The organism is Bradyrhizobium yuanmingense (assembly GCF_900094575.1).
GTDB classification, from domain to species: Bacteria; Pseudomonadota; Alphaproteobacteria; order Rhizobiales; family Xanthobacteraceae; genus Bradyrhizobium; species Bradyrhizobium yuanmingense.
The window spans coordinates 1,046,972-1,060,549 of record NZ_FMAE01000001.1; the positions used below are offsets into that span (position 1 = coordinate 1,046,972).

Here is a 13,578-nt window from a genome sequence, read left to right on the forward strand (position 1 = left end):
GACCGAAACGGGGCCCGAACATCGTCAACGCGCGCGGAGCGTCGACAAATGCCCGGCCCATTTTATAACGGCGGGGATCTTCCGCTAGACGATGTCCGCTGGCGGTCGATCAGCGTGGCGGCGGAGCGGTTGTTCGAGCGGCTTCGATCCGGCCCTGACGTCGTTCGCGACCTTGAACAGGCATGGGCTCAGGGAAAAATCCGCTGCATGCTTCGATCCTGGACCGGCGAACGTTCGCTGTTGCCCACGGCAACCTTGGACGAGTTCAAGCTGACGTGGCGGGGACTCCACAACAACCCGGAAGAGCCTCGCGTAACTCTCGAAGAGCGTCGACGACACGGCGCGGGTGAAGCGCCCTCACTGACAAAGGGGACCATCTACGTCTGGGGACCCGACTTCGAGGCGACTTGGCCTGCCGCACCAGCCGTGGCGAAAGAGGCGTCAACGAGCGAGAGCGTTTTGGAACTGCCAAGAACCTCAGAGCGGGAACGCGCGGAGTGGCGGGAGTTTCTCGTGCCCATCCTGAACACGCTGCGGGAGGTCGACAAACTTCCCAACAAAAGCACTGCGTTTAACGTGGTCGATCGTCTTATGACGACCTTAGGACAGCCAATGTCCAAGAGCACGATCTACGAGGGACTCAAGCGACACTGCACAGGTTGGTGGTCCGAGTAAATCGGACGATACCCGGACAATACCCGGACAGTTTTCCCTCGCAGTTTGAGGTTTGCTCTTCCGCACCGCTTAAACAGCGACACGGAGAGCAAGATGCCCGTCCCCAAAAGCGAAGTTTCGCAGACACGGCGCCTGATCCCGGCTCGGGACGTCGCCACGAGGTACGGCGTCCACCTAAGGTCAATCGTGCGTTGGGTCGCGATGGGTGTCATCCCACGGCCTGATCAGATCATAAACCGAAGAAATTACTGGTGGATCGACACGCTTGACGCCGCCGATCGCGCCCGCACTGTCGAAGCCGCCAAGGGAACGCCGGCCAGGCATCACGGCTCAAACGCAGCCCTCTAATCAACAAAAACGGCCGCGTCCCGAGCGAGCCGCGACCGTCTGTTCCGTTGAAGCTCGCTCTCCCGGCCAAGGAAGAAGGAGACCCTTGATGACTCTATATGAGTTTCGGGACGCAGGCGTCAACCCAGTCGAAGGACGCGATGCCTACCTGCTCGCCACAGCACTGCGTCGCTTCATCGCCACAGAACTCGCCAAGCCCACGCGTTACCGCGCAGACCGGGACGTTCGCGCCGCCAGAATCATTCTTGCAGCCCTCTACTCCGACGACGATGAGCCGTTCGAGCAAGTCTCCCGCAGCAAATAGCCAAAGAACCGCCGGTGCCGGCCTCCGGGCCGGCATCTCTTCCTCCAAACAAAATCGATTGGGCAGAGACGATGGGCAAGCGCTCCGACTTCGAACGAATTCCGCGCGACCTCTACGCGACGCCAGCAAAGGCCGTTCTGCCACTGCCAAAGTATCTGCGTCGCGACGGCATCAGGACGTTCGCCGAGCTTTGCGCCGGCAACGGCGATCTGATCCGGCACCTGGAGGCGCACGGCCTGCGCTGCGTCCATCAGAGCGATATTACCACTGGTAATAATGCGCTTGACGTCAAGCGGTACAAAGGCAATCCCGACGTCGGCATCACGAATCCTCCGTTCCGCCATCCCGAGGATCCGAGGCGCAGCACCCGCCTGTTACGCGAGTTGATTGCCCACTTCCTTACACTCGGCAAACCGTTCTGGCTTCTGCTCCCACACGACTTCTCAACCAACCAGAATGCCGCGCCCCTGATGCAGTATTGCAGCGACATCGTTGTAGTCGGCCGCGTGCGGTGGATCGAGGGCACCGACAACGACGGTAAAGATAACTCGTGCTGGTACCGCTTCGACGCCAGCTTTCGCGGAGAGATCGCGTTTCATAACGACCGCGGCGAGCCGGTCGCGGTCATCTGGGCGGCGACGCGTCGCTCAAGGTTGGAGACCGCGTCATGACAGAGCAGGACGAAATTTGGTTCAACGACCATCCATGGCGCTATCACCGCGTTAGGCCGGTGTGCGCGGAAGATGGCGTCCCTCCGAATGCTCCACCCGGCTGCACTCGGGTCGCCGTTATCCGGCGCCTTCGTTCCTGCCGGCTTATAACGGCCTTTGCAGTCGAGCGCAGTCCTAGGAAATTTTGGAAGCTGAACGAAGCAGCGGCCGCCGCGATCTTTGATCGTGCGGCTGCGTCAGAGCCTACAATCCGGGCCTTGCTGGCACGTGCCGAAAGGGACGAAACATGGCCGTAGAAGTGGTGCGGCACAACCACGCCAGCGACTCTCACTTGAAGGAACGCGGGAATGAGCAGCAAACGCGCATTCGACGATTGGGTTAGTTGCGCCCGCGCCGCCAGGATCGAGGAGATACTACGACAGCGCAATGTTAGGCTCAGGCGCAAGGCGGGACCATGCCCGGTGTGCGGGGGCCGAGACCGATTCAGCATCAACGCGGCTAGACAACTTTTCTTCTGCCGGCACTGCGCTCAGGGCGGCCACGGGCCAATCGACCTTGTGATGTTCATCGATGGCTGTGACTTCCTCGCCGCTGTCGAAACACTCACCGGCGAGCCGCCACCCAAACGGCGGCGCGAGGAAACCGATGACGAGCGTGGCCTCCGTGAGCGACGTATTCAAGAGCAGCGCGAGCGACTGGACCAGGAAAAGCTCGCCCGCCAGCAGTGCGAGGCGGCGGAGCTGCGAGCAACCCTGCAGTATTGCGATCGGCTCTGGGCAGAAACCGAACGGCTGCCGCAAGCAGCCATCAGCTACTTCAAAACACGCTCTATCAATCTCGACGACGTGCCGAATCAGGGCGGCCTCCGATTTCACCCACAATGCCCATTTGATGGCGCAGTCATGCCATGCATCGTCGCTCGCTACAGTGGTGTGGTGACGAATGCGCCGGGCGGCATATGGCGTCGTCCGATCAATGGCCAGAAGCCAAAGTCTGTCGGGCCTATCAAAAATCATATCATCCGCCTATGGCCGAATGAATACTTGACCGGAAGACTGGCAATCGGCGAAGGAGTTGAAACGACAATTTCTGCCTCCACCAACAAGGCACTTCGCGGCATAGCGCCAGCATGGGCAACTGGCTGCGCTGGCGCCATGCGTGACTTTCCAGTCCTTTCCGGCGTCGAATATCTGACACTCCTTGCTGATGCCGACGCGAACGGCGTCGGCCAGAGCGCTGCGCGTGCATGCGCTAACCGCTGGGCCGCAGCAGGTCGTGACGCCGAAGTGCTAGTGCCCAACAGGATCGGGGCCGATTTCAATGACTTGGCGCGAGTCGCATCATGAGCCCGCAACAACATTTTCACAGCGAAAAATACAAATCCCGCGGGTCGGTCGGTGGAAACAGTGGTGCAAGCACGTTCCGGGCCTGCGCGCTCGACGAGGTCCACGATACTTTTCGCCGCTGGTTGGGCGACGACTATGACATAGAGACGTTGGACGCGGTGCTGGCAACAAGCGCTTGCGAACAACTTGCCGGTGATCCGCCATGGCTGCTGGTGATTGCCGGCAGTGGAAATGCCAAGACCGAGACAGTGCAGTCCCTCAGCGGTTTGGATGCGCATATTGTCTCGACCATCTCAAGCGATGGTGCGTTGCTATCGGCATCACCGCAGAAACAGAAAGCCAAGACTGCTACCGGTGGGCTGCTGCGCAAGATCGGGCAGCGCGGAATTCTCGTGATCAAGGACTTTACCTCGATCCTCTCGACCAGCCGTGAGATCCGTGGCGCAATACTGGCAGCCCTGCGCGAGATCCACGACGGCCATTGGGTGCGAAATGTAGGCACCGATGGTGGCCAGACGCTGGATTGGCACGGCCGGATCGTGGTGATCGGCGCCTGCACGACCGCCTGGGACCAAGCACACACTGTCGTCGCCAGCATGGGCGACAGATTCGTTGTCATCCGGCCAAACTCGCGGATCGGCCGCATCAATGGCGGCCTGAAGGCTATGCGCAACACCGGAAGCGAGGTCGCCATGCGGGATGAACTCGCGGAAGCCGTGGCTGGGCTTATGAGCGGAATTGACACCAGTCAGCCCTATGAGCTGACGAATGACGACGAGACGACAATCGTGGAAGCAGCTGAGCTGGTGACACTGGCGCGCACCGGCGTGGAAGTCGATTACCGCGGCGACGTCATCGATGCTCACGACGCCGAAGCGCCCACCCGATTGGCCAAGCAACTGACGCAAATCCTGCGCGGTGCGATGGCTATTGGCATGGCACATGATGATGCGATGCGACTGGTGAAGCGTTGTGCCAGAGATAGTATGCCGCAACTGCGGCTGCTGGTGCTGAAAGACGTGGCCACGCACCCTCACAGTCCAGTTATGGAGATCCGCCGGCGGCTTCAGAAGCCAAGGACCACCATCGACCGCACACTGCAAGCCCTGCATATCCTCGGCCTGCTGGTCTGCGAGGAAAAGGAAATTGTGCGAGGCAATCAGACCGTCTGGACGCGTAGATACGAACTCGACCGCAGCGTTTGCCTCCAGCCCCTTTCGTGATCAGTGACACCCCTACGCGGAGTCGGCGCTTTCCTGTACTCGCCCGTGATGCTCCGACACAATACACGACGAAACACCGAGCCGATGCGTGGTGCTCCAGATGGCAACAGCAAAGCGAGTGCAAGCCGATAGACCCGCTCACGCGCGTGGCTCCGAGCCCCGGCGAATGCTCAACGAGCCGCAGGTTCTTGCGATCATCCCCGTCAGCCGCACCACGCTCTACCGCATGGAGAGGGCGGGCCGGTTTCCCAAATCGACTTACATCTCGCCCAACCGGCGCGTTTGGTTCGAGGACGAAATCGTGGCGTGGCAGAACGCGGTCAACGAGTTCAATCCGAACCGTGGCAGAGGCAAGGGGCGGCGCACTGGTGTATAGCCAGTGGAAATTCAGTCCGTCGTAGCGGAAAACTCGATGTGGAATTGAGAGTATTTTTCCTTCAATACATTCATTGCTCGGTGCCAGCTGGCTCCCCCCCACTGATTCGAGAATGCATAGGTTCTCCCATTAGCCCGCACTAACTCGCCGTCGTCACAAAACCACCGGCGGCTGTTGAAAGTCTGACCGTCTTTTGCCGCACGCTCGACCGCTCCTTTTTCAAACTCTGAGGCGTCGACAACGTCGCCCTCAATTGCAAACCAAACGCGATTGGAGCGCCAATCCAATAGTGATTTTATTTCTTCTGGATTGATCCCCCGGTCGCACAGATGCTTGCAGACTAAGAAGATCGCATTTCTCTTCCACTGTGAGACATACTTCTCAGCTTCAATGCGGACATCATATCGCGTAAAGTCAATGTTGCTGGTCCGCGCTTGGCGTTCTTGCTCCCTCTTTTCACGAATTTGTATTTGATACTCCGTCGCCTCCGGCGGCGGAATAATTTGCTGCACATCGACAAGAATACGCCCATTCATGTCATAGGGCTTCAGTCGAACGCAGCGAATATCGATCCCGTGGTCGATGAGCCATAAGACAGATGATGTCAGTTCTCTGTTGAAGTCACCGGCGGCAAGAACGATACGAACATCTTGCGCGAACTCATTGTCGTTTCGTTCGTCCCAACCCAAGAAATCCAGAATCGCTTTTTTAGCGTCTAGTTCTTTGCCTTGCTGCCTATGATACTCACTCAGGACGTCTGCCGCTTTCTCAAAAGTCATAGTGGACACCATGGCTGCGTATCGGATCGCCTGAAGGTCCATGTGCCCGCCATCCTCCGTCCGCTTTAGCTCGATGACGACCAGGTTGGCATCTTTGTCGATTGCAAGTAGATCGATACGACGCTGGGATTCCTCCCAATCCTGAAACTCTTCGGAAATGACGAGCGTCTCCGGTGAAATCACCTCGATGTGGTCACGCAACAGTCGTTGAAGATCGCGCCGTTCGTGCAGACCCGCCACATTGAACGTTATTTCATCAAGACGGCGAATGCCGGTTTGCGCAAATTCATAGATCGCCATTTTTGTGTCTTATCGCATTGCCCCAAAAAAATACGGTGCTCGATCTTGATGATGGGCTCCCTTGCAAGACCCATATTTGGCAGAAGAACTCGCTTGAAACTAGGGCCTATTGGGGCCCAGCGAGTCTGGGGCGGCTTGTCGCTTGTTAATGCGAGCAGCTAAAATACTATTGTTTTCAATTGTTTGAGCCGATTGAAACAACTTCAGAAAAACACTTGCAGCCAGGACCACACGGTTTTGCCGTACGCACGGCCCGCCATTTCGCCCGCAGTATTCCCTGACACCGTCGACAGAGCCGGAAACTTACAGACGAGACGAAACCTAGCAGCGCCGTTCGTCCGCGCGCGGCCGCGAGCTCACCGGGGACTACCCTTCCTGCCCGCACCTTTCGCGCCCGACGCTGCCGCGTCCACCGCAAGCCCGGCTCGCGACAATGACGACCTCATGATCGCCCCTCGAATTGAGCCGGGATGACCGACACATACGACAAATCCGAATTTCGGTAAGGAAGAATATCTTTGCTTCACTGGGTTGACACGAGACCGAAACAGGCCGCCAGGCTGGCCCTCGAACCCGCGGGGACCAGACGCACCCTTGTATGCATTATCCCAGTTGCCATTCCCCTGCGCTTCGCTTTACATGCCCTCAACTGCCCCGCGGAACGGCCGGGGCCGGAAAAATCACACAGATTTCCAGGGGACGGAGCATGGCGCACAACATATTGATTCTTGGGGCTTCTTACGGCTCCCTGCTGGGCACGAAGCTGCTGATGGCCGGGCATAACGTGACCCTGGTCTGCCGCGCAAAGACTGCGGAGCTGATCAACCGCGACGGTACCGAGGTGCGCATTAAGCTACGCGACGAGGCGGTGCACCGGGCGATCTTCTCCCGCAACCTCCCTGGCAAGCTCGACGCGGTGACGCCGGCCAATGTCGACCTCTCCCGCTACGATCTGGTCGGCCTCGCGATGCAGGAGCCGCAATACACCAACCACACGGTGCGCGTCCTCATGGTCAAGATTGCCGCGGCGAAGCTGCCGTGCCTGTCGATCATGAACATGCCGCCCCTGCCCTACCTGAAGCGGATTCCGGCACTCGCCGACATGGATCTCGAGGAGGCCTACACCAATGCGCAGGTGTGGGAGCGGTTTGAGCCCGGGCTGGTGACGCTGTGCTCGCCCGACCCGCAGGCCTTCCGGCCGCCGGAAGAGGCCGCCAACGTGCTGCATGTCGGCCTGCCCACCAACTTCAAGGCGTCGGTCTTCGCCGACGAGAAGCACAACAAGCTGCTGCGCGAGCTGGAGGCCGACATCGACGCGGTGACGCTCGACGGCCACGACGTGCCGGTGAAGCTGAAAGTTTTCGATTCCCTGTTCGTGCCGCTGGCGAAATGGTCGATGCTGCTGACCGGCAATTACCGCTGCATCACGCCGAACGAGCCGCAGTCGATCCGCGACGCCGTGCACGGCGATCTCAATCGTTCGCAGACGATCTACGACCATGTCGATGCGATCGCCCGCCGCCTCGGCGCCGATCCGCAGGACCAGGTGCCGTTCGCGAAGTACGCCAAGGCCGCGGAGAGCCTGCTCAAGCCGTCATCGGCGGCGCGCGCGGTCGCGAGCGGTGCGCCCTTCATCGAACGCGTCGACCTGCTGGTGAAGCTGATCTCGCATCAGCTCGGCGTGCCCAACGCCGAGATCGACCGCACCGTCGACACCGTGGACCAGAAGCTGAGCGAGAAGATCGTGCAGGGCGGCTCCGGCGCGCAGTAGCGCGGCGCGCCCTGGCAACGCCGGCGCTCAGGCAACCAGGAAGGATTGCAGCCAGATCAGCCCGGTCACCGCGACCAGCGTAACCGCGCCGGTGCGCGTGACGAGGTCAGGGCGCCCGAGGCGACGGGCGCCGCGGCCGAGCGTTGCGCCGAGAATGATCCACGCGGCGCCGGCGGTGAGAATCTGCAGCACGATCACGCCGAGCCACGGCAGCAGTTCGAGCGGCCCGGCCCCAAGCGGCAGCAGCAGGAACGCGAAGACCAGTGCTTTCGGGTTGAGCAGCGTCGTCAGCAGCACCTGGCCGAACGTCACCGCAGCGCCGTCGCGCAGCTCGCGCGTATTGACGCGCCAGAGCATGACCGCGAGGCACAGGATGTAGATGGTCACGGCGACGCGGAGCAGCAGCGCCGCAATCGGGATGTCGCTGATGACCGGACCGAGCGCCAGCCGCAGCACCGCGATCGCCAGCAGATAGCCGCACAGCTCCGCCGCAAGCAGATGAAGGGAGCGCGAGATGCCCGCTCCGGCCCCCGATGTCGCCAGCAGGGTGTTGGTCGGCCCAGGCACTGCCAGCAGGAAATAGGTCGCCGTGAAGAAGGTCAGAAAGGTCATACGGCCGGATAGCAGCTCTCGAACCCGTCGATCTTGATCTGCGTCATTTGGCCGAGCGATGGCGGTCTGCACCATCTTCCCCGAGCCGAGGCCTTTCGGCACCGGGTTCCTGCCGCTCACGGCGCATGCTTTCCGGTTTTGGCGTGGGCAACACCACCTGATTCGCGCTGGAGCGCTCGACGCGCCGCGGCTGGATTGATAAGCCGCTGTCCGCGAATGACGGGACTTTGAGTCGGGGACATGACGGTTGCGATCGAGATGGGGCAGACCACGGCAGGCGCCGCGGCCGCCATGGACCTCGAGGAACTGCTGGCGACCCGTCTCCTGGTGCAGGGCAATTCGGGCTCCGGCAAGTCGCATCTGCTGCGGCGGCTGCTGGAACAGAGCGCACCCTGGGTGCAGCAGGCCATCATCGACCCCGAGGGCGACTTCGTCACGCTGGCCGAGCGCTTCGGCCATCTGGTGATCGAGGCCGAGGATCACACCGAGCGCGGCCTCCAGGTCGCGGGCGAGCGCGCACGGCTGCATCGCGTCTCCACCGTGCTCAATCTCGAAGGTCTCGACGCCGAGAACCAGATGCGGCGCGCGGCTGCGTTCCTTGGCGGGATGTTCGACGTCGACCGCGATCATTGGTACCCGATGCTCGTCGTCGTCGACGAAGCGCAGTTGTTTGCGCCGGCGGTGGCGGGCGAAGTCTCGGACGAAGCACGCAAGCTCTCGCTCGCCGCCATGACCAATCTGATGTGCCGCGGCCGCAAGCGCGGGCTTGCCGGCATCATCGCAACCCAGCGCCTGGCCAAGCTCGCCAAGAACGTCGCGGCCGAAGCCTCGAACTTCCTGATGGGGCGGACCTTCCTCGACATCGACATGGCCCGCGCCGCCGACCTGCTCGGCATGGAGCGGCGGCAGGCGGAAGCCTTCCGCGATCTCGAGCGCGGTCAGTTCATGGCGCTGGGACCTGCGTTGTCGCGCCGGCCGCTGCGCCTCAACATCGGCCCGACCGAGACCAGCCCGCGCAATTCGACACCGCGGCTGATGCCGCTGCCGGAAGCCACGCTTGAAGATGCCCGCGCGGTCATCCTCGCCGCACCGCCGCCCGATGCCAGCCGGCCGCAGCGACGGCCGGCTCCGGATCTGCTCGAGCAGCTTCGCGCGGCGAAGGCCGCCGCGGTGCCGGAGATTCGGGTCGAAGTGGTCGAGGCTCCCGTCAGTGCCGAAGAGCTCGCCGAGCGGCGCGATCGCGTGGATCGCACGCTGCGTGCCGTGATGGCCGAGCCCGACGCCGGCTTCCGCGCCATCGGCGTGCTCTATCAGGAGTTCGTGGTTCGCTGCCGCATCGAGGGGTTAGGGGCGGCGGTGCCCGATCTCAGCGAATTCCGTCGCATGCTGACGCATGCGCGCGCCGGGCTCGGGACGGATCTCACCGAAGACGACGCCTGGCAGGACGTGGCGCTGCGCGCCTCGATCCTGCCCGACGACATGCAGGGCGTGTTCATGATGATCGCGCGCGCGGCGAAGGAAGGCTGGCCCTGCCCCGGCGATGCCGCAATCGCCCGCGCCTACGGCTCGCACTCGCTGCGCCGCGCGCAGCGCCTGCTCGGCTACATGGAGGAGCAGGGCCTGATCGTCGTCCAGCTCGACGGCGGCGGCCGCCGGATCGTGACGCTGGTGGAGCTCGCCTGGGCGACCGCGCCGGGCGATCCCAACGGCGATGATCAGCCGGCGGAGCAGGTCGCAAGCGCGGCGTCGGCTTGAGCGTCAGGCCGCCTCGGAGCCGCCGAGATAGGCGTCGCGGATGCGGGGGTCGTCCTTCAGTGCGCGCGCGGGGCCAGACAGCACGATCTTGCCTGTCTGCAGCACATAGGCCTCGTGCGCGATCTCGAGCGCGAGGCTGGCGTTCTGCTCGACCATGAAAACCGAGACGCCCGCCTGGTTGATGCTGCGGATCAGTTCCAGCACGCGATCGACATAAAGCGGCGACAGGCCCATGGTCGGCTCGTCCATCACGATCATGCGCGGGCGGCTCATCAGCGCGCGCGCCATCGCCACCATCTGCTGCTCGCCGCCGGACAGCGAGCCGGCGCGCTGCGACAGCCGTTGGCCGAGCTTCGGGAACAGCGTCAGCATCCTGTCGAGATCCTGCGCGATGGCGTCGCGGTCATTGCGCACGAAGGCGCCCATCAGGATGTTCTCGCGCACGCTCATGTCGGCGAACAGCCGCCGCGCCTCCGGCACGGAGCCGATGCCGCGGCGGACGATCTGCGGCGTGGAGAGCCCGATCAGCGAAGCGCCGTCGAACGTCACCTCGCCCGAGCGCGGCTTCACCAACCCTAAGATGATCTTCATCGTGGTCGACTTGCCGCTCGCGTTGCCGCCGAGCAGGCAGACGATGTGGCCGCGCGCAACCGTGATCGACAGGTCGAAATGCACCTGGGCCTGGCCGTAGAAGGTGTTGACATCAGACAAAGCCAGCAGTGCTTCGGGTGCGCTCGTCATGCCGCGCTCTCCTGCTCCGTCGTCCCTGACAGTCCGTGGCCGAGATAGGCCTCGATCACCTTGGGATCGGTTCGCACCTGCTCGCCCGGCCCTTCCGCGATCTTCTTGCCCTCGTCCATGACGATGACGCGGTCGGACAGGCGCATCACCATCTCCAGCTTGTGCTCGATCAGCAGGATCGTCAGCCCTTCGGCTTTCAATTCGGCGACGAGTCCCTGCATCTCCGCGGTCTCGGTCGGATTCATGCCGGCGGTGGGCTCGTCGAGCAGCAGCAGCCGCGGCTTCAGCGCGAGCGCACGCGCGATCTCGACGCGGCGGCGGTTGGCGTAGGAGAGGCTATAGGCGGGCTGGTCGATGCGCGGCAGCAGCCGTTCGCCGAAACGCGCGAGGATGGCCTTGACCTCCTCACGCAGCCGCTCCTCCTCGGCCCTGACGCGCGAGGGACGCAGCAAGGCCAGACCCAATTCCAGCAGCGGACCGATCACCGGCACGGCCGGCTTCACGGCGCGCAGCCGCGTGTGCGCGCCGATCAGGACATTGTCCATGACGCTGAGATTGCCGAACACGCGGCCGAGCTGGAAGGTGCGCGCGATGCCTTCGGCCGCGAGCCGCTCCGGCGGCAGGCCGGTGATGTCCTGCCCTTCGAAGCTGACGGTGCCGGCATCGGGCCGGTCAAGCCCGGTGACGAGATTGAACAGCGTCGTCTTGCCGGCACCATTCGGGCCGATGATGCTGATCAGCTCGCCCCTGGCAAGGTCGAGGTCGATGGCGTCGACCGCGGTGAGGCCGCCGAAACGGCGCGTCAGGCCGCGCAGGGACAGCATGGCGTGAAGCTGCTTCTCCATCAGACCGTTCCCAACAGGCCCTGCGGCCTGAACCGCACCAGCAGCAAGAGAACGATGCCGTAGATCAGGATGCGGTACTCGGCCGCGATCCGGAACACCTCGGGCAGGCCGACCAGCGCCACCGACCCGACGATCGCGCCGACGACGTTGCCGAGGCCGCCGAGGATGACGACGGTCAGCGCCAGGATGGATTGCTGCGTGTTGAAGGTCTCGTGGTTGATGTAGGAATAAAGATGCGCGGCGATGCCGCCGCTGACGCCGGCGGCGAAGCCGCCGAAGATGAAGGCGATCGACTTGTAGCGGTTCAGGCTGAGGCCATAGGCGCGCGCGGCGATGTCGTCGTCGCGGATGGCGCGAAAGCTGCGGCCAAGATGCGAGGTAAGCAGCCGTCCCTGCAGCAGCGCCAGCACGACCATCACCGCAAGGCTGAACCAATAGACCGAGGTCGGGCTGATCAGGTCATAGCCGAATAGAGCCAGCGGCGGGATGCCGGAGATGCCGATCGGACCGCGTGTCACGCTTTCCCAATTCAGGATCACCAGCGCCACGATCTCGCCGATCGCAAGCGTCGCGATCGACACATAATGCCCGCGCAGGCGGAAGGAAGGCGAGATCAGGAGCGTGCCGAGCGCGGCGCTCATCAGGCCACCGCCGATGACGGCAAGTCCGGCCGGAACGGCCAGCACCAGCGACAGCAATGCGGAGGTGTAGGCGCCGATCGCAAGCAGCGCGGCATGACCGAGAGAGACCTGCCCCATCGTGCCCGCAACCAGCGTCAGGCTGAGCCCGAGCATGCCGAGCAACCAGGCATTGATCAGGGTCTGGAGCACGTAGAAGGACACCGGGAACAGCGGCAGGATCGCAAAGCCGGCAACAGCGACCAACAGCGCCCAGCGCGGAATATTCACCGGGCGGCTCGGCGCGATGAACGTGCCGGTGAGCGGCTCGGGCGGCGCCTGCCGTGCGCTGACGAACAGGCCGTTCGGCCGCACCACGAGCACGACGACGAGCAGCAGGAACGCGAACAAATTGCGGTAGCTGGTGCCGAGCACGGCGACGCCGTAGCTCTCGACGAGGCCCAGCAGCAGGCTGCCGATCACCGCGCCCGGCACGTTGCCGGCGCCGCCGACGACTTCCGCGACGACGCCCTTGAGCGTCGCCTGAAGGCTCATCGCCGTGTCGATCTGGTTGTAGTACATGCCGACCAGCATGCCGGAGACGCCGCCGAGCGCCGCCGCGATACCGAACACGGCCTGATTGACCCGGTTGACGTCGACGCCCATCTGCATGGCGGCGTCGCGGTCCTGCGCCGTGGCACGCACGGCCCAGCCGAGCTTGGTGTAACGCAGGAACACGAACAGCAGCAGCGCACTGGTGAGGCCGACGCCGGCAATGAGCAGATCAAGCGGCCCGATCGTCCCGCCACCGACCTGGAAGCGGACATCGGGCAACTGGCTCGGCAACGCGCGCGGATTGGGCGAGAAGATCAGCATCACCAGTTGGTCGAGCACGAAGCTGATGCCGATGGTCGCGAGCAGCGGCGCGATGCGCACCGAGTTTTGCAGCGGCCGCAGACCGAACCGCTCGATGATCAGACCGACGATCGCCGCCGCCACGGCGACCACGATGATGGTGAGAGGCAGCGGCGTGTGCAGCTGCACCACCGCGATCCAGCCGATATAGGCGCCGACCAGATAGATCGACCCTTGCGCGAAGTTGATCAGCCGGCTGACGCCGAAGATCAGCGCGAGCCCGACTGCAACGAGCGCGTAGACATTGCCGACGATCAGCCCGTTGATGGTGTGGTCGAGCCAGGAGGACACGCAGTATTC

The 13,578-nt window shown here is 63.1% G+C and carries 13 protein-coding genes and 1 pseudogene; 9 read left to right on the forward strand and 5 right to left on the reverse strand.

Annotation, left to right across the window (positions count from 1 at the left end; genetic code table 11):
• The first annotated feature begins 48 nt into the window (after nt 1-48).
• From GA0061099_RS04785 to GA0061099_RS04810, 7 genes and pseudogenes are all read left to right on the forward strand, one after another.
• Nucleotides 49-675, forward strand: a complete 627-nt coding sequence (locus tag GA0061099_RS04785; RefSeq protein WP_036027451.1) for a hypothetical protein — start codon at nt 49-51, stop codon at nt 673-675.
• Between the two features lie 436 nt (nt 676-1,111).
• Nucleotides 1,112-1,327, forward strand: a complete 216-nt coding sequence (locus GA0061099_RS39795; protein WP_141697559.1) for a hypothetical protein — start codon at nt 1,112-1,114, stop codon at nt 1,325-1,327.
• A 71-nt stretch (nt 1,328-1,398) separates the two neighbouring features.
• Nucleotides 1,399-1,998 carry a hypothetical protein gene (locus tag GA0061099_RS04795; RefSeq protein ID WP_050996017.1) on the forward strand — a complete coding sequence of 200 codons (600 nt, stop codon included), beginning with the start codon at nt 1,399-1,401 and terminating at the stop codon, nt 1,996-1,998.
• 347 nt (nt 1,999-2,345) lie between these two features.
• Nucleotides 2,346-2,528 (forward strand): annotated as a pseudogene (locus GA0061099_RS42020) (primase-helicase zinc-binding domain-containing protein); the annotation flags it as partial.
• A gap of 30 nt (nt 2,529-2,558) precedes the next feature.
• Nucleotides 2,559-3,344 (forward strand): toprim domain-containing protein, encoded by a 786-nt coding sequence (locus GA0061099_RS04800; protein WP_225149388.1) that lies wholly within the window; start codon nt 2,559-2,561, stop codon nt 3,342-3,344.
• Nucleotides 3,341-4,567, forward strand: a complete 1,227-nt coding sequence (locus GA0061099_RS04805; protein WP_050996018.1) for a hypothetical protein — start codon at nt 3,341-3,343, stop codon at nt 4,565-4,567. The genes GA0061099_RS04800 and GA0061099_RS04805 overlap by 4 nt, the downstream gene beginning before the upstream one ends.
• Nucleotides 4,568-4,733: 166 nt before the next feature.
• Nucleotides 4,734-4,943: a helix-turn-helix transcriptional regulator gene (locus tag GA0061099_RS04810; protein ID WP_036027454.1), complete on the forward strand. Its 210-nt coding sequence runs from the start codon at nt 4,734-4,736 to the stop codon at nt 4,941-4,943.
• Between the two features lie 11 nt (nt 4,944-4,954).
• On the opposite strand, the gene GA0061099_RS04815 is transcribed toward GA0061099_RS04810, so the two are convergent.
• Complete coding sequence (locus tag GA0061099_RS04815; protein ID WP_036027456.1) at nt 4,955-6,022, reverse strand: PDDEXK family nuclease; 1,068 nt, start codon at nt 6,020-6,022, stop codon at nt 4,955-4,957.
• 706 nt (nt 6,023-6,728) lie between these two features.
• Between GA0061099_RS04815 and GA0061099_RS04820 the strand changes: the two genes are divergently transcribed.
• A complete protein-coding gene (locus tag GA0061099_RS04820) occupies nt 6,729-7,793 on the forward strand; it encodes a ketopantoate reductase family protein (protein WP_036027457.1) in 1,065 nt (354 codons plus the stop codon).
• 27 nt (nt 7,794-7,820) lie between these two features.
• Here GA0061099_RS04820 and GA0061099_RS04825 read toward each other — a convergent pair whose 3' ends face one another.
• On the reverse strand, nt 7,821-8,405 hold the full coding sequence (locus GA0061099_RS04825) for a LysE family translocator (protein ID WP_036027459.1): 585 nt from the start codon (nt 8,403-8,405) through the stop codon (nt 7,821-7,823).
• A gap of 240 nt (nt 8,406-8,645) precedes the next feature.
• Between GA0061099_RS04825 and GA0061099_RS04830 the strand changes: the two genes are divergently transcribed.
• Nucleotides 8,646-10,160: a helicase HerA domain-containing protein gene (locus GA0061099_RS04830; RefSeq protein WP_036027460.1), complete on the forward strand. Its 1,515-nt coding sequence runs from the start codon at nt 8,646-8,648 to the stop codon at nt 10,158-10,160.
• A gap of 3 nt (nt 10,161-10,163) precedes the next feature.
• Here GA0061099_RS04830 and GA0061099_RS04835 read toward each other — a convergent pair whose 3' ends face one another.
• The 3 genes from GA0061099_RS04835 to GA0061099_RS04845 are packed head-to-tail and all read right to left on the reverse strand — an operon-like array spanning nt 10,164 to nt 13,569.
• Nucleotides 10,164-10,901 carry an ABC transporter ATP-binding protein gene (locus GA0061099_RS04835; protein ID WP_036027461.1) on the reverse strand — a complete coding sequence of 246 codons (738 nt, stop codon included), beginning with the start codon at nt 10,899-10,901 and terminating at the stop codon, nt 10,164-10,166.
• Entirely contained in the window at nt 10,898-11,746 is an 849-nt protein-coding gene (locus GA0061099_RS04840) for an ABC transporter ATP-binding protein (protein WP_036027462.1), read from the reverse strand. Before GA0061099_RS04840 ends, GA0061099_RS04835 begins: the two co-directional genes overlap by 4 nt.
• Nucleotides 11,746-13,569, reverse strand: coding sequence for an ABC transporter permease (locus GA0061099_RS04845; protein ID WP_036027464.1), 1,824 nt, complete (start codon nt 13,567-13,569; stop codon nt 11,746-11,748). Before GA0061099_RS04845 ends, GA0061099_RS04840 begins: the two co-directional genes overlap by 1 nt.
• Nucleotides 13,570-13,578: the final 9 nt, after the last annotated feature.